The organism is Flavobacterium sp. B167r, assembly GCF_056824315.1.
The window spans coordinates 4,770,944-4,792,521 of record NZ_CP124859.1 but is presented as its reverse complement, the minus strand read 5'-3'; the positions used below and the strand labels follow the sequence as shown (position 1 = coordinate 4,792,521).

General features: G+C 32.3%; 24 protein-coding genes and 1 other RNA gene. 15 read left to right on the top strand and 10 right to left on the bottom strand.

Annotated elements, in window-relative coordinates; translation table 11 throughout:
* Positions 1 to 6: 6 nt before the first annotated feature.
* The gene (locus QLQ96_RS20905; protein WP_482493062.1) at positions 7 to 555 is read right to left on the bottom strand and encodes a hypothetical protein; all 549 of its coding nucleotides are present in this window, start codon (positions 553 to 555) and stop codon (positions 7 to 9) included.
* A gap of 497 nt (positions 556 to 1,052) precedes the next feature.
* On the opposite strand from QLQ96_RS20905, the gene QLQ96_RS20900 reads away from it, so the two are divergent.
* The 6 genes from QLQ96_RS20900 to QLQ96_RS20875 are packed head-to-tail and all read left to right on the top strand — an operon-like array spanning position 1,053 to position 6,342.
* Positions 1,053 to 1,538: a SixA phosphatase family protein gene (locus QLQ96_RS20900; RefSeq protein WP_482493061.1), complete on the top strand. Its 486-nt coding sequence runs from the start codon at positions 1,053 to 1,055 to the stop codon at positions 1,536 to 1,538.
* 5 nt (positions 1,539 to 1,543) lie between these two features.
* Positions 1,544 to 3,622, top strand: coding sequence for a polyphosphate kinase 1 (gene ppk1, locus QLQ96_RS20895; RefSeq protein WP_482493060.1), 2,079 nt, complete (start codon positions 1,544 to 1,546; stop codon positions 3,620 to 3,622).
* Positions 3,623 to 3,655: 33 nt separating this feature from the next.
* A complete protein-coding gene (locus QLQ96_RS20890) occupies positions 3,656 to 4,546 on the top strand; it encodes a Ppx/GppA phosphatase family protein (protein WP_482493059.1) in 891 nt (296 codons plus the stop codon).
* A gap of 17 nt (positions 4,547 to 4,563) precedes the next feature.
* Complete coding sequence (locus tag QLQ96_RS20885) at positions 4,564 to 5,145, top strand: TMEM175 family protein (protein ID WP_482493058.1); 582 nt, start codon at positions 4,564 to 4,566, stop codon at positions 5,143 to 5,145.
* A 3-nt stretch (positions 5,146 to 5,148) separates the two neighbouring features.
* The gene (locus QLQ96_RS20880; RefSeq protein WP_482493057.1) at positions 5,149 to 5,709 is read left to right on the top strand and encodes a Crp/Fnr family transcriptional regulator; all 561 of its coding nucleotides are present in this window, start codon (positions 5,149 to 5,151) and stop codon (positions 5,707 to 5,709) included.
* A 54-nt stretch (positions 5,710 to 5,763) separates the two neighbouring features.
* Complete coding sequence (locus QLQ96_RS20875; protein WP_482493056.1) at positions 5,764 to 6,342, top strand: NAD(P)H-dependent oxidoreductase; 579 nt, start codon at positions 5,764 to 5,766, stop codon at positions 6,340 to 6,342.
* A 37-nt stretch (positions 6,343 to 6,379) separates the two neighbouring features.
* On the opposite strand, the gene QLQ96_RS20870 is transcribed toward QLQ96_RS20875, so the two are convergent.
* The 3 genes from QLQ96_RS20870 to QLQ96_RS20860 form a co-directional block, all read right to left on the bottom strand.
* Complete coding sequence (locus QLQ96_RS20870) at positions 6,380 to 6,823, bottom strand: DNA polymerase III subunit gamma/tau (RefSeq protein ID WP_482493055.1); 444 nt, start codon at positions 6,821 to 6,823, stop codon at positions 6,380 to 6,382.
* 227 nt (positions 6,824 to 7,050) lie between these two features.
* Entirely contained in the window at positions 7,051 to 8,136 is a 1,086-nt protein-coding gene (gene dnaX / locus QLQ96_RS20865) for a DNA polymerase III subunit gamma/tau (RefSeq protein WP_482493054.1), read from the bottom strand.
* Between the two features lie 61 nt (positions 8,137 to 8,197).
* Entirely contained in the window at positions 8,198 to 8,764 is a 567-nt protein-coding gene (locus QLQ96_RS20860) for a hypothetical protein (RefSeq protein ID WP_482493053.1), read from the bottom strand.
* Positions 8,765 to 8,945: 181 nt separating this feature from the next.
* On the opposite strand from QLQ96_RS20860, the gene QLQ96_RS20855 reads away from it, so the two are divergent.
* The 5 genes from QLQ96_RS20855 (at position 8,946) to QLQ96_RS20835 (ending at position 11,365) form a co-directional block, all read left to right on the top strand.
* Positions 8,946 to 9,743 (top strand): hypothetical protein, encoded by a 798-nt coding sequence (locus QLQ96_RS20855; protein ID WP_482493052.1) that lies wholly within the window; start codon positions 8,946 to 8,948, stop codon positions 9,741 to 9,743.
* A gap of 107 nt (positions 9,744 to 9,850) precedes the next feature.
* Complete coding sequence (locus QLQ96_RS20850; protein WP_482493051.1) at positions 9,851 to 10,102, top strand: type II toxin-antitoxin system ParD family antitoxin; 252 nt, start codon at positions 9,851 to 9,853, stop codon at positions 10,100 to 10,102.
* Positions 10,095 to 10,388 (top strand): type II toxin-antitoxin system RelE/ParE family toxin, encoded by a 294-nt coding sequence (locus QLQ96_RS20845; RefSeq protein WP_482493050.1) that lies wholly within the window; start codon positions 10,095 to 10,097, stop codon positions 10,386 to 10,388. The genes QLQ96_RS20850 and QLQ96_RS20845 overlap by 8 nt, the downstream gene beginning before the upstream one ends.
* Before the next feature lie 119 nt (positions 10,389 to 10,507).
* On the top strand, positions 10,508 to 10,987 hold the full coding sequence (locus QLQ96_RS20840; protein ID WP_482493049.1) for a BON domain-containing protein: 480 nt from the start codon (positions 10,508 to 10,510) through the stop codon (positions 10,985 to 10,987).
* Positions 10,988 to 10,993: 6 nt separating this feature from the next.
* Positions 10,994 to 11,365 (top strand): LysM peptidoglycan-binding domain-containing protein, encoded by a 372-nt coding sequence (locus QLQ96_RS20835; protein WP_482493048.1) that lies wholly within the window; start codon positions 10,994 to 10,996, stop codon positions 11,363 to 11,365.
* 264 nt (positions 11,366 to 11,629) lie between these two features.
* Here the strand turns inward: QLQ96_RS20835 and QLQ96_RS20830 are convergent, their stop codons facing one another.
* Complete coding sequence (locus QLQ96_RS20830; RefSeq protein WP_482493047.1) at positions 11,630 to 11,923, bottom strand: SH3 domain-containing protein; 294 nt, start codon at positions 11,921 to 11,923, stop codon at positions 11,630 to 11,632.
* Between the two features lie 124 nt (positions 11,924 to 12,047).
* Between QLQ96_RS20830 and rnpB the strand changes: the two genes are divergently transcribed.
* Positions 12,048 to 12,377: RNase P RNA component class A (gene rnpB / locus QLQ96_RS20825), an RNA gene on the top strand.
* A gap of 29 nt (positions 12,378 to 12,406) precedes the next feature.
* Positions 12,407 to 13,654, top strand: a complete 1,248-nt coding sequence (locus QLQ96_RS20820; protein WP_482493046.1) for a cation:dicarboxylate symporter family transporter — start codon at positions 12,407 to 12,409, stop codon at positions 13,652 to 13,654.
* A 101-nt stretch (positions 13,655 to 13,755) separates the two neighbouring features.
* Here QLQ96_RS20820 and QLQ96_RS20815 read toward each other — a convergent pair whose 3' ends face one another.
* The 3 genes from QLQ96_RS20815 to QLQ96_RS20805 all read right to left on the bottom strand — a co-directional run bounded on the left by QLQ96_RS20815 (position 13,756) and on the right by QLQ96_RS20805 (position 16,098).
* Positions 13,756 to 13,950, bottom strand: a complete 195-nt coding sequence (locus tag QLQ96_RS20815; RefSeq protein WP_482493045.1) for a hypothetical protein — start codon at positions 13,948 to 13,950, stop codon at positions 13,756 to 13,758.
* Between the two features lie 95 nt (positions 13,951 to 14,045).
* Positions 14,046 to 14,732: a response regulator transcription factor gene (locus QLQ96_RS20810; protein ID WP_482493044.1), complete on the bottom strand. Its 687-nt coding sequence runs from the start codon at positions 14,730 to 14,732 to the stop codon at positions 14,046 to 14,048.
* A gap of 10 nt (positions 14,733 to 14,742) precedes the next feature.
* Positions 14,743 to 16,098: a sensor histidine kinase gene (locus QLQ96_RS20805; protein WP_482493043.1), complete on the bottom strand. Its 1,356-nt coding sequence runs from the start codon at positions 16,096 to 16,098 to the stop codon at positions 14,743 to 14,745.
* Positions 16,099 to 16,237: 139 nt separating this feature from the next.
* Between QLQ96_RS20805 and QLQ96_RS20800 the strand changes: the two genes are divergently transcribed.
* Positions 16,238 to 18,352 carry a TonB-dependent receptor domain-containing protein gene (locus QLQ96_RS20800; RefSeq protein ID WP_482493042.1) on the top strand — a complete coding sequence of 705 codons (2,115 nt, stop codon included), beginning with the start codon at positions 16,238 to 16,240 and terminating at the stop codon, positions 18,350 to 18,352.
* A gap of 91 nt (positions 18,353 to 18,443) precedes the next feature.
* Here the strand turns inward: QLQ96_RS20800 and QLQ96_RS20795 are convergent, their stop codons facing one another.
* Complete coding sequence (locus QLQ96_RS20795) at positions 18,444 to 19,049, bottom strand: RsmD family RNA methyltransferase (RefSeq protein WP_482493041.1); 606 nt, start codon at positions 19,047 to 19,049, stop codon at positions 18,444 to 18,446.
* Positions 19,046 to 19,867 carry a DUF3822 family protein gene (locus QLQ96_RS20790; RefSeq protein ID WP_482493040.1) on the bottom strand — a complete coding sequence of 274 codons (822 nt, stop codon included), beginning with the start codon at positions 19,865 to 19,867 and terminating at the stop codon, positions 19,046 to 19,048. Before QLQ96_RS20790 ends, QLQ96_RS20795 begins: the two co-directional genes overlap by 4 nt.
* Before the next feature lie 280 nt (positions 19,868 to 20,147).
* Here QLQ96_RS20790 and QLQ96_RS20785 point away from each other — a divergent pair, with 280 nt between their 5' ends.
* The gene (locus tag QLQ96_RS20785) at positions 20,148 to 21,557 is read left to right on the top strand and encodes an ATP-dependent DNA helicase (protein WP_482493039.1); all 1,410 of its coding nucleotides are present in this window, start codon (positions 20,148 to 20,150) and stop codon (positions 21,555 to 21,557) included.
* Positions 21,558 to 21,578 lie beyond the last annotated feature (21 nt).

Below are 21,578 nucleotides of genomic sequence, written 5' to 3'. Positions count from 1 at the left end.
TCTCGTTTAATCATTAACTGGATTAATGATGAAGGTGTGTAAAACAGTATCAGCTGCATAGTTGGTACAGTTTTTTGAAGTTGCAGTAATCTTGTTGCAAGACCATTTTTTTATTGAGGTACCTGCAGGAACCGTAATGTGGATGTAGAAATTCACAGATTCTCCAGCGCTAAGCGTTATTTCGCTTAGAGAACTTCTTGAGGAATCTATAAAATCAGTATTGACTGCAACATTTCCTGCAGTAGAGCTTCCGTCAGTATTCGCACAAGAAGAATTAATGTTCTTTGAGCTTATGACAAAAGTGTCTGAAGAGGAGCTGTTGTTCGTCAAAACCATTGAGTAGTAAGTTCCATCGAGAGGAGTACTCCTGATGTTTCCGTTGTTTTCGACAATCAGAGTTGCATTGCACGAACCTGATTGCGCTGATGAAATTGTAGCAACTAAAAAAAGGATTAGCGTCAATAAATTTTTCTCAAAAATATTTTTCCAAGAAAAAATAGACTTACAATTGCTTACAAACTTCACTGCTTTTTCAAGAGTAGATTTAGTTTTCATAACTTAAGATTTTATTTTAAAGTATTTATGAAATTTTAACAGAATCAAAGTTATATTAGAGTTTTTCTAATATGATTTTTTTATCTGTAACTAACCTAAAAAGTCGTTTAAGTGTTGTTTTTTTATGAAAAATTGACTCAAAAACACTTTTTTTTAACTCAAAAAAGTAGAATTTTTTCGTACAAGTTATTGCTTTTTTGATGATAATGAGTTTGTTTTGAGCAGTGTAAATATCTAAAAATCAATTATTTAGTTAAAATTTTAGAAAAATGTATAATATCGACTAAATACTGATTTAATGGATGAATTGCATAAAAAGCAGTTTTTTGCGTTTCTGTTTTTGTTAATGTTAATGTTTTGCGAATAACGTATTCTTGTTAAAATTTCCTTATAGTGTTAACAGAAATAAAAAATAGAAAAGGTTTAGAATTTCTTTTGTAAATTAGAAACTTAATTAAAAAATAACCTGGAAGCCAGGTTCTTAAATTTTGCTGCTTATGAAAAATCTTATTTTAATACGTCATGCCAAATCTAGCTGGGAAGCACCACTAAAAGATTTTGACCGTCCTTTAATGAAAAGAGGAATTTTGGATGCGCACGACGTTTCATTAAATATTTCAGAGTACCTTCCTAAAATGTATATTATTTGGAGCAGTACTGCCGCTAGAGCATCAGAAACTGCTTTGATTTTCGCGCAAAACATTTCTTATCCTATAGAAAGTATTGTTTATAAAGACGAGTTGTATACATTTGATGATAAGCAACTCGAAAAAGTTATCAAATCGTGTGATAATAGTTTTGAAAGCGTTATTCTTTTTGGACATAACGAGGCTATTACAAATTTTGTTAATAAATTTGGGGATGTTTTTATAGAAAATGTTCCAACCTCAGGCTTTGTGTCATTACAATTTGATGCCGAAAGCTGGGATACGATTCATAAGGGCAAAACACATAAAACTATTTTCCCCAAAGATTTAAAATAATTACAGTGTACGAACAGAAATATATCGATAGAGAAAAAAGCTGGTTAGCGTTTAATGCAAGAGTACTTCAGGAAGCTGCAGACAACACAGTGCCACTTTTAGACAGACTGCGTTTTGTTGGAATTTTTTCAAACAATTTAGATGAATTTTTTAGAGTTCGGTATGCAGCCATTCGGAGATTAAGCCTCTCAGGTATTTCTGGCGAAAAATATTTAGGTGGTATTTCTGCTCATCAATTAATTAAAGATATTACTGAAATCGTAATTCAGCAGCAATCTGAAAGTTTACGTATTCTAGGAAATATCGAAGCTGAGCTAGAGTCTGAAAATATTTTTATTATAAATGAAACACAGATTACGCCTAAACAAGAATGTTTCTTAAAAGATTTTTATAATCAAAAATTAAGTCCAGAACTGGTAACCATCATCTTAAATGATCTAGCAGTTTTTCCAATTCTAAAAGATACTTTAGGTTATCTGGCTGTTCGTTTAGAATTGGCTAATGATGAGGTTCGATATGCTTTAATAGAAATCCCAAAAACCATCAACAGGTTTGTCGTCCTTCCTTCTGATGACGATAAGCATTATGTTATTTTAATTGATGATGTTATCCGTTTTAAACTGAAAAATATCTTTAATATATTTAATTATAAGAGTGTTTCTGCTCACATGATCAAAATTACCCGTGACGCGCAATTAGATATAGACAGCGATTTGAGTAAAAGTATGCTTGAAAAGATCGCTTCTTCTGTAAAAGACCGTCGTATCGGAGAACCGGTTCGTTTTATTTACGACAATTTAATTGAAGAAGATACGCTGCAATTTTTCTTAGATAAAATGAAAATTGTAGAAACAGATAGTATAATTCCAGGGGGAAGATATCATAATCGCCGCGATTATATGGGTTTTCCAAATTTAGGACGTTACGATTTATTATATAAACCAAATGAACCTATGCCGGTTCCAGGTTTGAGTTTAGAAGGCAGTATTTTAGAAAAAATTTCTAAAAAAGACTATTTAGTTCACGCGCCTTATCAGTCTTTTTCTTATTTGACCAAGTTTTTGCGTGAAGCGGCTTTAGATCCGAAAGTCACAAGCATCAAAATTACTTTATATCGTTTAGCTAAAAATTCGCAAGTAATTAGTTCTTTAATCAATGCTGCTAAAAACGGTAAAAAAGTAGTTGTACAGATTGAACTTCAGGCACGTTTTGATGAAGCTTCGAATATCTCGTATGCAGAACAGATGCAGACTGAAGGAATCGAACTTATTTTTGGTATGAAAGGACTAAAAGTACATAGCAAAATCTGCGTAATCGAAAGATTTGAAGAAGGTAAAAACCGTCGTTACGGATTTATTTCAACAGGAAATTTCAACGAGTCAACAGCGAAAATTTACACCGATGTTACGCTTTTAACCTGTCATCAGGGAATTTTGAAAGATACCTCAAAAATATTTGAATTTTTTGATATCAATTATAGAGTTCATAGATACAAGCATTTAATTGTATCGCCTCATTATACGAGAACAAAATTTATAAAACTGATCGATCGCGAGATTCTTCATGCGCTTGCAGGTAGAAAAACGCATATTAAGTTAAAAATGAATAGTTTGTCTGATTTTAAAATGATCGATAAATTATATGAAGCAAGTAATGCAGGAGTAAAAATCCAGCTTCAAGTAAGAGGAATTTGCTGTTTAATTCCAGGGATTCCAGGAATGAGTGAAAACATTGAAGCTATAAGTATTGTAGACAATTACTTAGAACATTCAAGAGTTTATATTTTCGGAAATGCTGGTTTAACCGAAGTTTACATTTCGTCTGCCGATTTTATGACTAGAAATCTTGATGCTAGGGTAGAAGTTACTTGTCCGATTTACGATCTTGAAATTAAGAAAGAACTAATCGACAACTTTAACATTGGCTGGAAAGGAAACGTAAAAGTAAGATATCATTCATACAAATTGGATAATAAATATAAGCCGAAAAATCATCATGCCCCATTTAGAGCACAATTTGAAACCTATAAATATTATCAGAATAAAGTAGCAATACTAGAAGAGGTTCCTCAAAAAGTAAATTAATAATAAATACAATTTTCAAATCATAAAGTGAGCATGATTAATATTAGGAAGTTTGCAGCGATAGATATCGGTTCGAATGCCATGAGGCTTTTGATCGCTAACGTTGTGGAACAAGAAGGGAAAGAACCGCAGTTTAACAAAAGTTCCCTTGTTCGTGTACCAATTCGTTTAGGGCAAGATGCCTTTACTGTTGGAGAAATTTCACAAGAAAATATAGATCGAATGGTTGATGCCATGAAAGCATTTAACCTTTTGATGAAAGTACATAAAGTAGAGCGTTATATGGCGTTTGCAACTTCTGCAATGCGCGAAGCCTATAATGCAAAAGAAGTGGTGGCTTTAATTAAGAAAAAAGCCGACATAAAAATCGAGATTATCGACGGTAAAAAAGAAGCGGCAATTATTGCTTCTACAGATTTGCATCATTTAATTAAATCAGACGAAACGTATCTTTTTGTGGATGTTGGTGGCGGAAGCACCGAGTTTACTTTATTCTCTGACGGAAAAATGATTACGTCAAGATCTTTCAAAGCAGGAACTGTTCGTTTGCTTAACAACATGGTGCATGATGTGGTTTGGGATGAAATTGAAAAATGGATTAAAGTCAACACAGCCGATTACGAAGAAGTAACACTCATAGGTTCTGGAGGAAACATCAATAAGTTGTTTAAAATGTCTGGAAAACAGCAAGAAAAACCGCTTTCGTACATTTATGTTAACTCGCAATATGCCTTCTTAAATTCGTTGACATACGAACAAAGAATTGCTGAATTAGGTCTTAACTCTGACCGTGCCGATGTAATTATCCATGCAACTCGCATTTACTTAAACGCGATGAAATGGAGTGGAGCGCGCCAGATTTATGTCCCTAAAATCGGACTTTCTGATGGTATTGTAAAAGCAATGTATTACGGTAAAATTTAATAATAATATATTTTTTAATGAATAAAGGCAGACTAGAAGCTTTTAGCGATGGCGTTTTGGCAATCATTATTACCATTATGATTTTGGAAATTAAAGCGCCAGAAGGACATCAATTTGCAGATTTAAAACCGCTTATTCCTAAGTTTTTAAGTTATATTTTGAGCTTTATTTATGTTGGGATATATTGGAATAACCATCACTATTTACTTCATAGTTTAACTAGAGTAAACGGAAAAATTTTGTGGAGTAATCTGCACTTTTTGTTTTGGCTTTCTTTAATTCCTGTTTCTACTGCTTGGATGGGAGAACATAATTTTGCAAATGCCGCAATGACACTCTATGGAATTGTGCTACTTCTTTCTGCAATCTCTTATATTATTTTACAATATACGATTATGAATAGTGAAGGAAGCAATCCTGCTTTGGGAACAGCACTTAAGAAAGACTTAAAAGGTAAAATATCTTTAGTTTTGTATGTAATCGGAATTGTTACGGCATTCTTTAACCAGTGGGTTTCTGGAGCAGCTTATTTTACAGTTGCAATGTTATGGCTTATTCCAGACAAAAGAATTGGGAGAATTTTTGCTTCAAATGAATAGTTTATGAAATCTGTTTTTCAGTCCATTCAAAATTTTTCTACTGACGAATTAAGTCTTTTAGATGATTTAATTACATTTCGCACTTTAAAAAAAGGAGAACTTTTATTGACTGAAAATCAGGTTTGCAACGAAATAGTTTTTATCGAAAAAGGAATTCTCCGTTCCTTTTTCGTTAATCACAAAGGTGACGAAATCACCAATTGTTTTGCTTTTGAAAATGAATTTATGGCCTCTTTTGCCAGTTTTATTACAGAAGAAAAAGCAGAAGAAAATATTCAGGCGCTAACCGATACGCAACTTCAAATTCTTGATAAAAAAGGTCTGGAGAAGTTGTATCAATCAGGATTCAATTGGCAGGAAACTGGCCGAAAATTGACTGAATTGGAATTTGTAAATCTGCATAAAAGAATGATTTCTTTTCAGAAACTGTCAGGCGCAGAGCGTTATCAAGAATTGTATCAGAATCATCAAAAATACATACAGTTAATTCCTTTGCAATATTTAGCTTCTTATTTAGGAATTACACCAAGACATTTAAGCCGAATTAGAAAAGCTGTTTTATAGGACATTTGTCCAGTAAAAAAAAATGTACAAATAGTATTTTTGAAAAACTTCAATATGAAAAAAATACTAATTATAAACGGACATCCAAACGCCGAAAGTTTCAATTTCGGAATTGCAGAAGCTTATAAAAATGGCGCAATTGCTTCTGGCGTACAAGTAGAAACGATAACAATTGCCAATTTAAAATTCAATCCTAATCTGCAGTTTGGCTACCAAAAGCGAACAGATCTAGAGCCAGATTTACTGGAATCTTGGAAAAAAATAAAAAGAGCCGATCACTTGGTTTGGATTCATCCTGTTTGGTGGGGCGGACTTCCAGCCATAACCAAAGGATTTATTGATCGTTTGTTTCTTCCGGGAATGGCTTTTCAATACAAAGAAAATTCAGTTTGGTGGGATAAATTGCTAAAAGGAAAAACAGCTCACATCATCACAACTTTAGATCAGCCGAGTTGGTATTATAGATTGTTATACGGAAGACCAAGCGTTAATCAATTGAAAAAATCGACTTTAGAATTTTGCGGTATAAAACCTGTAAAAGTGAGTTACGTCGGAATTATAAAAGGTTCTAACGAAGAACAAAGAAAAAAATGGCTTGAAAAAATCTACAGTTTCGGACTCAAAAACAAATAAATCCGTTAAAAATTAGGAGAATTCGTAGCAGCAAAAATTAAAGATTTATATCCAATCCAAATGTTGAACGTAAAAGTTCAATGTTTGGATTGATTTCTAAGAAACGATTGTATCGATCTTGATCGTTATAAGCTCTTTTGGTTTGAGCTTGTTCATTTACAATTACTTCAATTGTAATGTCGTGGTTGTGTAAATGTCCTTTCAAATGCCCTAACAATCCATTTATTTGGCTTTCAAATTCTAATTTGGATCCTTCGTTTGGGAGTTCGTAAAAAATTGTTGTACCTTCTAAAACAGGGTCACTAATCAATAGAATTGATTCCATAATCTTAAGTCCTTTTTGACCTAAGCGTTCTGCATATTTATTCCAATGAAGACGCATATCGGTTTCGTTAAATTCTTCAGTTAGTAAAACAGAAGTTGGTTTAACGTACGATTTAGTGCTTGCTTCCAATTCTTTTTTCGCTCGAATACTAGCCAAAGAAAAAGCAGAAACTTTTGGTTTACCGTCTGTTTCTATTTTTGGAGATTCTTGAGCTTGAACTTTTGGAGTTTCAGCAACTTGTTGTGGTTGAGAAACAGCTGTTTTATTTTCGGTTACAGCTTCAGGAGGTTGGTTTGAAGTTGCAGTTTGACTTTCTGCTTTCGGCTTTGGACTTTCGACTTCAACAATAGAATACCCACCATTTTTAAAATAAACGGGCGGAATTATGAATTGCTCAGCTTTTTTTTTTCTCCATCAAAGTTGATAGAGGCCAATTGCATCAAGCATAATTCAACTAGAAGTCGTTGATTCTGACTTAATTTGTATTTTAAATCGCAGTCGTTTGCAATGTCAATTCCTTTTAATAAAAATTCCTGAGAACATTTCTGTGATTGAGCAGCATACATTTGCTGTGCCTGTTCTCCAACTTCTAATAAGGAAATTGTCGAAGGCGTTTTACTCACTAATAAATCTCTGAAATGCGAAGCAAGACCAGCAATAAAATGGTGTCCGTCAAAACCTTTAGCAAGAATGTCGTTATAAGCTAATAAAAGCTTTGGAATTTCATTTTCTAAAAGTAATTCGGTAATCGAAATATACGTTTCGTAATCTAAAACGTTTAGGTTTTCGGTTACAGCTTGACGCGTTAAATTTGTTCCGCAATACGAAACCACACGGTCAAAAATTGACAAAGCATCACGCATTGCACCATCGGCTTTTTGAGCAATGATGTGCAAAGCATCATCTTCAAAAACGATTCCTTGACTTTCGGCAACGTCAGCCAAATGTTCTTTAGCGTCTTTTACCGTGATTCTTTTGAAATCAAAAATCTGGCAGCGAGATAAAATCGTTGGAAGAATTTTGTGTTTTTCTGTTGTTGCCAAAATGAAAATAGCATGCTTTGGCGGTTCTTCTAATGTTTTAAGAAAAGCATTAAAAGCTGCCGAAGACAACATGTGGACCTCGTCAATGATATATACTTTGTATTGTCCAGTTTGTGGCGGGATTCGAACTTGATCGATAAGGCTACGAATATCATCAACCGAGTTGTTTGAAGCAGCATCTAGTTCAAAAACGTTAAATGCAAAATCCTCAGTAGGGTCGTCATATCCAGGCTGATTTATTTTTCGAGCCAAAATACGAGCGCAAGTCGTTTTACCAACTCCACGCGGTCCTGTAAATAAAAGAGCAGAAGCCAAGTGATTGGTTTCTATAGCATTTAACAAAGTGTTGGTAATGGCTTTTTGTCCCACAACATCCTTAAAGGTCTGCGGGCGATATTTACGTGCCGATACTACAAATTGTTCCATATTCTTTTTTATTCGATAGCAAATATATGACTTTTGTTTCGTTGTTTAAAACCGATTTTAGTTATTTGGCGAAATTCTTTTTCTTCAAAATAACAAAGAGTAAACTCAAAAATAATACGATGTTGACTATCAAAGAAATGATAATATATCTGTTGTAAGTTTCCAATTTTGTCTCTGTTTTTTCTTTATCAGAAATTTCTTTTTGAGATTTTTTGTAGACTCTTAACTTTTCTAATTGGTAAATCCAATCTTGTAAATTTCGATTTTCAAATCTCAGATTCCAAATATAAAAAGACAGTGTTTCTATTTTATCATCTATGTTTTGAGAAATTTTGATATCTGGAGGAGGAGGGATGGAGCCACTTCCATAAGGTTTAAATCCAGTACTTGGAGAACAGCCGCTTACTTCGATAGTTTTGTCATCATTAAAATAAGCGTACACAATCCAAAGTTGTTTTAAAGATGGAATATTAGAACAATTGCCAGAATATTTTTGAGTAATGAATTGAGAATTGTACTTTCCCTTAAAGAGTTCTATAATTCTAAAAGTATAAACACTCTTTACAGAATCTACTTTTACAACTTCTCCGTAAAATACAATTTCATACTTTAATCCTATTTCTACCATTTTTTCTCGATCAATTTGCTTGCACTCACAAGAAAAAGAATAATTAGGAAAGAAGATAATTAGAAAAAATAGAAGAGGGCTAAACTTCATAGATTAAATTTTTAAATACAATAATAATTAAATTTTTGTAATAAAAATGTACTATTTTTAAATCGAAACAAAAAGATTAATTTTAAAATTCATGAACGCAAAACAAATTGTCAGATTAAGTAATATCATTGGAATCGCATCTATACTTTTATTAGTTTATTGGGTGTTTACATTTATCGTAATTCAGGTTTTTGGACTAAAAGTGTTTAGAGAAAACATGACCGAAAGTTTTTATCTGAGCATCCTCGGAATTCTTGCTCTTATGGCAGGATCTCTGATTGTTAATATGATGTTTAATTTGACAAGAATTGCTGAAAGAAAAAATGAAGACGCAACAAATACAAAATCAAATAGACGCAAGTTTCTTACTTTGCTTTTGATTTTTCCAATAATCTTAATTATACTTTTTGGTGGCGATTATTTGACTTCTGAAAAAAAAGAAAAAATGTTAATCAGTTCTGCCAAGTCCGTTGTAGAATCTAATAAGCCAAATAGTGATAAACTTTTAAATTATACTTTTTCTAAAGCATATATTAAAGAAACAACCGGAATTTTAAGAGTTTTGTCCGATACAGATAAAAACTTTCCGAGTGTAACCTTAATTGTAAAAGATTCAATTAATGGTTCGTCTGTTTTTCTTGGATTCAGCGCTTATTATAATGAAAGTTTGGATAATGATACAATACAGCCTCAGAAAGTAAATTATATTTATAAAACCACTAAAGAAGAAAGAGTTTATCTGAATGAAGTCTTTAATAAAAATAATGAAGAAATAAGATATAGCTCAAGTGATGGAAATTATGAGTTGTTTTATCCTTACAGAAAAAATGGAAAAACAATCATAATATATTTCTCTGAACAACAGCGATATGGTAAATTAGGAAGCTGATAAACTTATAATTTGCCTAATTAAGTTTAATTGGCATTATGATTGATTAGAAAATGTTATTTTATTGTACCAAAAATTGGTAACTTTGTAGTCTTATAATAAAAAAAATGGGAAGAAATACATCAATATCACTTGGGAATCATTTTGAGAATTTCATAGAAAACAGTCTTTCTGAGGGAAGATTTAAAAATGCTAGTGAAGTTATTAGAGCCGGATTACGTCTTTTGGAAGAAGAAGAAAATAAATTGCTTATTCTAAAAAAAGCTGTTAAGGATGGAATAGATAGTGGGAGAGCAGAAGACTTTGATCCTAAAAAACATCTTGAGATTTTAAAAGCGAAAAGAAAATTGAATGGCTAGATATTATCTGACAAATAAGGCTGTTGAAGATTTGGAAGATATTTGGAATTATACATACGAGGAATGGTCGGAAAATCAAGCTAATAAATATTATCTTTTATTGCTTAGTTCTTGTCAGGAAATTGCAGATAACTCTAATTTAGGCAAGAAATATGATATTGTTACTCCAAAATTATTAGGTTATAAATCTAATGAGCATATTATTTTTTATCAGATTATTACAAATAAGGAAATTGAGATAATCAGAATACTTCATGGAAGAATGGACTTGAAAAATAAACTTTAAAAGTTAATTCCATAATTCCAAGTTACTGAAAAACTTATAAAACTCACCACAACATCATATAATCTTTTGATAATTAATCTCTTTAATTTTAAAAAAGTTAATTATTAAAAGAAAGTATTATGAAAATGAGATCCATTTTATTAGGAATGAGCCTTAGTATTGCTTTGGTGTCATGTAAGCCTAGCGATGCAGATATTGAAAAATCAATAAGAGAAAAACTCGGTGATGCTACATCTATACAAGTTGCTGTGCATGATGGCGTTGCAACAATAGCCGGAACTTGCGAAGACGAAATTTTCAAAAAAAATATTGAAAAAAGTGTTCGAGCTACTAAAGGTGTAAAATCTGTGGTCAATACCTGTGAAATTGCTAGAGCCAATCAAGAACCTGCTGCGGCGACTGTTGTTATTAATTCAGATGCAGAATTAGATAAATCGATTCACAAAGTTGTAGATGCTTACGATGGGGTCAGTGCTACGGTTGTTGGTGGTGTTGTGACTCTTTCTGGAGAAATTAAGAAAGATAAATTACAATCTTTAATGCAGAGCATTCAAGAGCTGAAGCCTAAAAAAGTAGATAATAAATTGGTCGTAAAATAATAGGGTATGAGTTTACAAGATAAATATAGAGAAGTAACAGATTTGGCATCCCAATTAGGAATCACAAATTTGGAGGTAAGAGAACAAGACAATGTGCTTTACATTGATGGGACAGCAGAAACAGCCGCAGATAAAGAAAAACTTTGGAATGCTTACGAAAAATTGGATCCAGAATATAGATCGGCTGATGTGGTGATGAATATTCAGGTTGAAGAAGGCGTTTCTCGTGAATATACAGTTGAAATTGGAGATTCTCTTTCGAAAATTGGAAAAGCGTATGGAGTTACGTGGCAAGATATTTTTGAAGCCAATAAAGATATTATTTCTAATCCTGATTTAATTCAGCCAGGATGGAAATTGAAAATACCAACGACGTAATACTAATGTTATGGTGTTTTAAAAAGTCCGTCATTTTTTTGATGGGCTTTTTATTTTTATGTCATTCTGAGCAACGAAGGAAATCGCTGTTTCTCAGAATGACATAGATTATTGAATCGATTTTATTCTCATTTTTTTTTATTTGATTTAAAAAGATTTTTCTTTTGAAACCCAATTCCCTAGCCCCGATAGAAGTGGAAATCCTTTTGTGGCGGTGTTCGCCATAAAAGATTGGAACGGATAGCGGGAATTAGCTCCTGAAAACTATCTTCCCCTAATACTTAAATCAAATAAAAATTTTGCTGTTTCCTGATCTGAATCTGCCGAAAAACCAGCGACATAAACTCCTTTTTTACCCGAAGTCGATTTAATTCCGTATACAACTGCTTCATCCGCTGGGTCCGACTCACCCTCGTATCGATACACATGAACAATTTCAAATTTCTCAGGATTTTTTTTAATCACATCTGCATTTCGATTAAAATCGCACGTAAATCCTTTCTCATTCAATTGATCTAAAGCCTTTGAAACAGTTGCGTAATGATACATTCTTTTCATGATAAACTGAATTTAAATTATAGATTTTTAAAGATAACTATTTTAAAATTAAAATGTTATGATAAAATTCATAAAATCTGAAATTTAAAATCATTATTGTTAGCTCTTAAATCGCTACTTTTGCAGCGCAGACCGCCTTATCGTCGTCCGCCTCGGCGGAGGGAGGAAAGTCCGGACACCACAGAGAAGCATAGCGGGTAACGCCCGTCGGCTCCGATTTATCGGAGTTAGGACAAGTGCAGCAGAAAGTATGTACAGGTAATGCTGTAGTGAAACCAGGTAAACTCTATGCGGTGAAATACCAAGTATATCGGCATTTAAGAGCTTCTCGTTCGTTGCCGAAGGGTAGGTAGATTGAGTCCAGTAGCAATGCTGGATCTAGATAAATGATAAGGTATTGTCTTGTTGCAAAATAAGACAAGAACAGAATCCGGCTTACAGGTCTGCATTTTTTATATATTTGTGAAACTAACTAACCATTTCATGAATATTACCACTTCTAATTCTTCTTCAAAACCTAAAAATAGTCTTTTTAGAACTGTTGTAACCAATCTTACTTTTTGGGTTTTAATAGCCATTATTGCTGGCGTTTTGTTGGGACATTTTTCTCCCGAAAATGGTGTGAAAATGGAGTTTCTTGGAAAGAAATTTATTCAGCTTATTTCTCTTTTTATAGGTCCGATTATTTTCTTGACAATCGTTTTAGGGATTTCTGGAATGGGAAATCTAAAGAAAGTGGGCCGTATTGGGGTAAAAGCTTTAACTTATTTTGAAGTGGTTTCGACTGTTGCATTGGCAATTGGTGTGACTGTCGCTTATATATTTAAACCTGGAAAAATTGATAAATCGGGTTTGACTTTTGGAGATGCAAGTCAATACACAAACGGTGCGGCTGAAGATTTTTCTTGGCTAAAGTTTTTCTTATCTAATTTTACGCTTCAGGTTTTATTAGCAGCAATTATCTGCGGAATTGCATTAAATTTTTATCATAAAAGAGAACAGACTATTTTGGTTTTGGAACGATTCTCAAAAGTGGTTTTCTTTGGTTTGAAGTACGTTATGTATCTCGCTCCAATTGGCGCTTTTGGCGGAATGGCGTATACAATAGGTAAATTTGGTTTGGAAACTTTGATTCCGTTAGGGAAACTGATGCTTTGCGTTTATTTAACCATGGCACTTTTTGTGTTTTTGATTTTAGGAAGCATCTTAAAATATTATAAAATAAGTATTCTTTCGATTTTAAAATATATCAAAGAAGAGCTTTTACTGGTTTTAGGAACTTCATCTTCTGAAGCGGCTTTGCCAAGTATTATGGTCAAATTGGAAAGAATGGGATGCAGTAAATCGGTCGTTGGATTGGTGATTCCGACGGGTTATTCTTTTAATTTGGATGGAACTTCTATTTACCTTTCGATGTCGGTATTGTTTATTGCACAATTGTATGATGTGCATTTGAGTTTCTTCGAAATTATGACCGTTATCGGAATTTTGATGATTACTTCGAAAGGAGCGGCTGGCGTAACAGGAAGCGGATTTATTGTTTTAGCATCTACTTTAACAGCTTTGCACAAAATACCAGTTGAAGGTTTAGCTTTTTTATTGGGAGTAGATAAATTTATGAGTGAAGCCAGAGCGATTACCAACTTAATAGGAAACACGGTCGCAACGATAATAATTTCAAAAACAGAAAGAGATTTTACTGAGTTGAATCTTGATCCAGTCGTGGAGTGATTTTGCCGCAAAGACGCTAAATCGCAAAGTTTTTTTAAATTTTGCTTTGACACAAATAAGTTAAAATGCCTTTGCGACTTAGTGCCTTTGTGGCAAGTGCTTTAGCTTTCGTCTTTTGTGGTTTTCACCAGACCAATGCCCGACATAAAAAAGACAATTCCTAATATTCCGTAGATAATAAGTGATTTTATATCTCTGGTTTCTCCAGATGTGCCAGCAAAAATAACGGCTGTATAAATAAGTCCTATAATTCCGAGGATTGTAAGTAACCCACCGAAAAATCTTTTTAGGTTCATGATTGTTATATTTAAAAGTTCTCTAACAAATTTAAATTCATAATTCTTAATTACTGTTATACAATTGTTTGCTGAAATTATATGATTTGCAGGATCTATTTTTCTATTTTAAATTCTAATCCAATATTTCGAACACTTTCTATTTTTATTTTCGGATCTGAGTTGAAATATTTTCTAAGTCTGCTGATAAAAACATCCATACTTCTTCCGGAGAAATAATCGTCTTTTTTCCAAATTGACATCAAAATTTGATCTCTTTTTAATAGCTGATTATGATTGAGATATAAATATTCAATTAGAGAAGCTTCCATTTCTGTAAGCTGCTGAACGTGGTTTTTATTATTAAGTGTTAAACGTTCGTTATCAAAAATATACGAACCGATTTCGATTATGTTATTTCCTTCAAGACTTCTTTTTTGTTCGATTCTTTTTAGGATATTTTGTAGACGCAGCACCAACTCGTCAACTTCAAAAGGTTTTGCGATATAATCGTCTGCGCCCAATTTTAAACCGATTATTTTATCTTCTTTTAACTTTCTTGCTGTTAGAAAAATAAATGGAATTTCAGGATTGATATTAATTATTTTTTCAGCCAATGAAAATCCATCCATTTTTGGCATCATCACATCAAAAATACAAATGTCAAAAGCTTGGTTTTTAAAATAGTCTAAAGCTATTTCGCCGTTTTCTGCCCAGATTACTTCAAATTGATGCAATTCTAGATATTGTTTTAAAATCGTCGCAAAGTCAAAATCGTCTTCGGCTAAAAGTAATCTTTTCAAAATAAGGGAATTAAACTTTTAATAAAATAGTAAACTGAGTTCCTTTTCCTAAATCGCTAATCACGTTTACAGAACCCTGATGCGCTTTTACGATTTGGTCAACATAATACAATCCTAAACCTAAACCTTTTGTATTGTGCAGGTTTCCTTGCTCGACACGGTAAAACTTCTCAAAAAGAAAGGCTTGTTTGTTTTTGGCAATCCCAATTCCATCATCTTCAAAACTGATTGAAAATTGTTTTTCGACAATTTTTGTTTTTACTGTAATTGTGTTCGAACCGTATTTTACAGCATTTTCCAAAACATTTAAGAAAGCAGTTGTTAAATGGAATTTATCCAAAACCAAAATAGTTTTCTTTGTCTGAAAATCGGTTTCGAGCGTGATTTTCGGAAAAGTAATTTTAAAATCGTTCACAATAGAAAGCAGAAAATCTTCGGCTTCTATTTTTTCTTTTTGTAATTCAATTTCGTTTTCAGCCAATGAATTTGCCATAACCTGATCAATCAGATTCTGAAGACGATTATTTTGGCGTGAAATCGTATTTACAATCGAATTGAAATTTTCATCGTTGTCACGAATGTTTTTCTGCGCTAAAATCTTTGTCGAAATTCCTAAAGTTGCCAAAGGCGTTTTCAGTTCGTGCGTAATATTATTGATGAAATCGGTTTTAACGTCGCTTACTTTTTTCTGTTTAATTAAAGCCTTAATCGCAATTACAAAAAGGCTGATTAAGGTTGCAATTGAGAAGAAGGAAAGAATCAGAATAAACATCATTCGCCTCAAAATAATCATCTCCCAATCAATAACAGAAACGTACATCGAATCTTCGGTCAATAATTTATATTCCTCGTTTTCAAAAGTTCCGTTTGTTGTTCCGACATAACTTCGTACCAAAAAAGCATGATTTAATGAAGTCAGATTTCCGTATAATTTGTTTTGGATAAAAGGCTTTTCAGAGAAAATTGTATCTGTTTCTTGTTCGTTGTAGAGAATAAATTTATTTAGAACAATCGCAAAATCAATTTTAAAATCAGGTAAATCTCTTTCAAATTTTCTTTGAATTTTCTGCGTAATCGCACTCTGAAATTGGGTATTCAAAACACCATTTTTAATATCTAATTTGCTCTTTTTTCCTTTCATGTATTTTTCTGAAAGGCTTTTGTACAGCATTTCTTTTCTAGAAACCAATGCCGAATCGATATCGCTGTAATTGTTTGTTATAGCGCCAATTTCGTTTTTAATCTGCGTATGAAACTGCGCCACTTTATATTCGTAAGCAGTTTTTACCAAATAGCATTGCACTGTCATAAGTACAATTAGCGCGACGACAGAAAATGCGATTAATAAATTGATTCTTTGTTTCATATTGGTTTGAAATGCTGTTTCAAAAATACAGTTTTTAAGAAACAAATAGCAGATTAACCTTGCATTAACCTACGATTAACTTTCAGAACTGTGTTTTCAAAGCATTTTTGCAGCAATGCTAACCAATTCTAATTTTTAAATGAATTTATATTTGCCCTTAAAACTTCTTATTACACTTTTACTTTTTTGTCTTTCATTTTTTGCGAATGCTCAGAATGAAACCCCAAAAGATTCAATTTCAAATGAATTAAATGAAGTTGTAATTAATCAGGAGAAAAAAACGATTACCAACTCGAACGGAAATATAAAAATTGATGTCGCCAATTCGGTTTACAATACCATTCCAAATCCGATTGATTTGCTTTCAAAACTTCCATCGGTTCAAATAAGCAGCGATCGCGAAAGTATTTCGATTATCGGAAAAGGAAATCCGTTAATTTATATTGACGGTCAAAAGGCAACAATGAACGATCTAAATGCTTTGTCTGTTGCGGATATTAAAACAATAGAAATCATTAAAAACCCATCTTCCAAATACGAAGCCGAAGGTCGCGCTGTGATTTTAATCACCAGAAAACTGACTAAAAAAGACAGTTTTAAAACTGAAATTTCTGAGGTAGCTTCTTTTAAAAGAAACTTCAACAATTATTTAGGCTTTAATTCCAGTTTTAAAAAAGATAAATTAGAATGGAAAGCCAATTTTAATTACAATCGACGAAATTCGTGGGAAAATCATAGTTTGGAATATGAGATTCCGAAATCTTCAATTGTTTCTAATTATGATGTCACAGCCAATTCAAATGTGAAGGAATATGTTTTTGGCGGAGGCGTGTTTTATAAAATCAATGAAGACGATTATTTATCGGTTAATATAAACGGCAAAATGCGAAACGATACTTTCGATATCAATACGTTTACTTTTAACCAAAACCAGAATCAGGTAAATAATGTTTTTACTTTTAGCGACAATTCGAGTTCAAAGAATTTTATTAATTCGTTCATTAATTATTCTAAGAAAATAAAAGCTATTGATACTAAGTTGTTTATTGGTTTTCAGGGTTCCAATTACAATCAGCATTTGTTGAGTTTGATACAAAATAATTTTAATGAAACGGATTTTGAATTCTCTCAAAACCGCGATCAGAAATTTAATGTTGATGTTTTTTCTGGAAGAATAGATTTGGAGAAAAAGTTTAAAAATGAAATGTCTTTAGAATATGGCGGATTGTATTTAAAAGCGAAATCTAAATCAAACGCAGACATTTTTGATTTTAAGGAAAATAAAACTGAAGTTTCTGATTATGATTTTAAAGAAGAAAATCTCGCGGCTTATGTTCAGTTTTCAGGAAAACTTAAAAAAATCGATTTCTCATTCGGATTAAGAACGGAGAATACCAATGTATATGCAAAGTTTAAAACACAAGTTTCGCCTTCGATCGATAAAAATTACACCAATTTATTCCCAAAAGCCGATCTTACATTTACTATTGACAGCACAAAAAGCATTAATTTAAATTATTCTAAAAGTATCGTGAGACCTAAATATTCTTCGTTAAGTCAAATTGCTACGTATATAAATCCGTATTTTTTGTACGGAAGCAGTATAAATTTAGGACCGGCATTTGTTGATGAAATTTCGAGTTCATTTCAATATCACGACAAAACTTTAAAATTAAGTTATTATCAGACCAAAGACGTAACCAATCCGAGTTTAGTATTTAATGAGGAAACAAATGTTTTAATGATTACCGATATTAATTTTAAAAGAGAAACCGGCTTTACAATAGATTTTACGCTTCCGTTTACCTATAAATTCTGGACAACATCAAATTCTTTAATTTTTGTAAAAAGCAAAGTAGAAGACGATACAGCGCTTTTACATTCTTCAAAACCTTATTTGTATTATTATTCGAATAATACATTCAAATTGCCAAAGTATTTTACTTTCGTTTTTTCTTTCTGGGGAACGACAAAACAAAACGACGGAATTTTTGAACGAAAAGCCAATTTTATACTCGATTTGTCGCTGGCAAAAGCATTTGGAAAAAACTGGAATTGTACTTTAAATTACAATGATATTTTTAAAAAAACGAGTTATACAGATGCTTTTACGGTAAATAATATCAATTCAAAGTTTAACTATTTGGTCGATGCAAACGAAATCTCTATTGCAGTTCGTTATTCTTTCGGAAAAGTAAAAGATTCTGAATTTAAACAAAAAAGCGTGAATGAAAGTGAAAACCGAATTAGATAGAAATTAGAAATTCCAAAATAAAAATCCCAAATTCCAATCCCGCTTAGGGAAAAAATGGAATTTGGGATTTCAATATTTAAAATTTAAAAGATTATCCTTCGTCTTCTTCAGAATCTTTTTTAGATTCATCATGAGGCAATTCTTCATCGTCGTCGGTAGAATTTAGTTCGAAGAAACTAAAAAAAGAACCGCCATAACTTTTCTGGAATGAAAAATTAATCATGTGATCGAGTTTTGTATATTTTGAATGTTCGATAATCATCATTCCATCTTCTTCCAACAAATCTCTTTCAAAAACTGTTAAAACAATTTTTTCGAAAGTATTCTGATCCAATCCATAAGGAGGATCTGCAAAGATAATATCGTAAGTCGTTTTAGAATTTTCTAAAAATTTAAAGACATCGCTTTTAGTTGCCGCAATATCAAAATCATATTCTGACGAAACTTGTTTGATGAATTTTACACATCCAAAATCGCCGTCAACCGAAGTGATTGGTGCGCTTCCGCGTGAAGCAAATTCATAACTGATATTTCCTGTTCCCGAAAAAAGATCTAAAACCTTTAAACTGTCAAAACTAAAATGATTATTCAAAACATTAAATAATGCTTCTTTACTCATGTCGGTAGTTGGTCTTACAGGTAGATTTTTTGGCGGAAAAATTCTGCGTCCTTTGTATTTTCCTGAAATGATTCTCATGATTGAAATAAGATATAATGTTTTTGATTTTGAGCTGCTGTAAAGCTGTTTCTTTCTTGAAGTTTTGAAACGTCTAAGAAGGAAATATGGCGTACGTATTTGTAAGCAATCGCATAAAACGGATCATTTTCTGAAATTGTTCCTAATAATTCTAATTTGAAACTTTCAGGATTCATGCCCATTTGCTCTGCTGTAAATAAAATATAGTAGATAAAATCTTCTGGAGTATTGTATTCAAACGAATTAAACATCAATAGCTTTTGATTCTGCACGATGATAATTTCAAAATTTCCTGGATTAAAATTGACGATCATTTTCTTGTCGTCATTGTTTCTTGAGCTGTCCAGAAGTTTTTCAACCAAAATACTGTTAGCATGTTTATAATTAAAAGAACCTACATTATCAATAAGGAAATTGTTGATGCTCACATGGGGAATATAAACCGAATTCATCTGATAATTAGGAATCTGATCAAAATTAAAATGGTCTGTTTCAAATACTTTTGTAGTGTATTGGAGGTAGCTTCCTAAATAATTTTCGTCAAATAAAGCAGTCGGAACAAAAGTCGAAAGGTTATTGTTGTGAATAACCATTACTTCATCGTAAGTATTTTTTAATTCAGGATTATTTTTGAAAGCATCGTTGAATAAATCTTCAATTCGAGATGTTTTGCCAGAAGTGTCAAACTTTATTTCTTTAAAAGATGTGATGATATTATTTAAAGTATCAAAACAGCAATATGAAAATCCAGTCAGTGAAACCTGAATAGAAAGTTTTCTGTAATTTTTTGAAGTAATGTTAGTGTTTTGCAATGACATAGTTGATTTACAATTCGTTACCTGTTTTAAATCAAGAAAGAATTTAAGCGACCACAAACTTACAAATTAAAAAGGAACAATTATAATTGCAATTTCAAAAAACAATTTGACTTGAAATTTAAAACAAGGTTAAGAAAAGGTTTTATTTAATTGAAAATTAATTAGTTATGTTTTTATGGATTGCTATTTGATACTTTTTGATATTTATTTCGATTGACATTGTTGTTGGAACTTGATATTGCTACTGAAAAAGGCGAACTTTGTATTTCAATATTACTTTATGAATTCTGCACAGTTTTACGGCACTTTACAAAAACGATTTCCTTTTGCACCAACTTACAAACAGGATATTTTTTTTCAGAAAATAGCAATCTTTCTAACCGAACCTCAAAATGACACGATTTTCGTTTTGAAAGGATATGCCGGAACTGGAAAAACTACCGTTATTTCTACTATTGTAAATAATTTGGGTGATATCAATAAAAAATATGTTTTGCTGGCTCCAACAGGACGTGCAGCAAAGGTAATTGCCAATTATTCGAATAATCCAGCATTTACAATTCATAAAAAGATCTATTTCCCGAAGAAATCTTCTGGCGGTGGAGTGGCTTTTACCAAACAAGTCAACAAGCATAAAAATACTATTTTTATCGTCGATGAGGCTTCGATGATTTCAGATGGCACATTAGATAGCGGTTCGCTTTTAGACGATTTAATCAATTATGTATATTCTGGAAATAATTGCAAAATGATTCTTTTGGGAGATACTGCACAGTTGCCTCCCGTAAATTTAGATATCAGCCCGGCGCTTGATATTCAGACTTTGGGTATTCATTACGATAAAGAAATTGAACATATAGAATTGGACGAAGTAATGCGTCAGGAAGAAAGTTCAGGAATTTTGTTCAATGCGACGGAATTGCGTGAATTGCTGAAAGAGAGCTTTATAACCGAATTCAAATTCAATGTAAAAAAGTTTAAAGATATCGTTCGACTGACCGATGGTTACGATATTCAGGATGCAATTAATTCGGCGTACAGCAATTATAGCATTGAAGATACTGCTTTTATTGTTCGTTCTAATAAACGTGCGAATCAGTACAACGAGCAAATCAGAAGCCGAATTTTATTTAAAGAAAGCGAACTTTCGGCTGGGGATTTCTTAATGGTGGTAAAAAACAATTATTTTTGGTTGAAAGAAACTGATGAAGCTGGATTTATTGCTAATGGTGATATTATTGAAGTTTTAGAACTTTTCGGAATCAAAGAATTATACGGATTTAAGTTTGCAAAAGTAAAAATCAGAATGGTCGATTATCCAGAGCAAAAGCCTTTCGAAACGGTTTTGATTTTAGATACTTTAACAAGCGAATCGCCTTCTTTAACGTATGAAGAATCGAATCGTTTGTACGAAGAAGTCATGAAAGATTATGAAGATGAATCCACTAAATACAAAAGATTTCAAAAGGTAAAAGAAAACGAATATTTTAACGGACTGCAAGTAAAATTCTCTTACGCAATAACCTGTCATAAATCGCAAGGAGGACAGTGGAATACTGTTTTTATTGAACAGCCATTTCTTCCAAACGGCATCGATACCGATTATATCAGATGGCTTTATACCGCGATGACGCGTGCTAAAAATAAGCTATATTTGATAGGATTTAAAGACGAGAGTTTTGAGGAATAGTTTCAAAAAATAGAAACTATC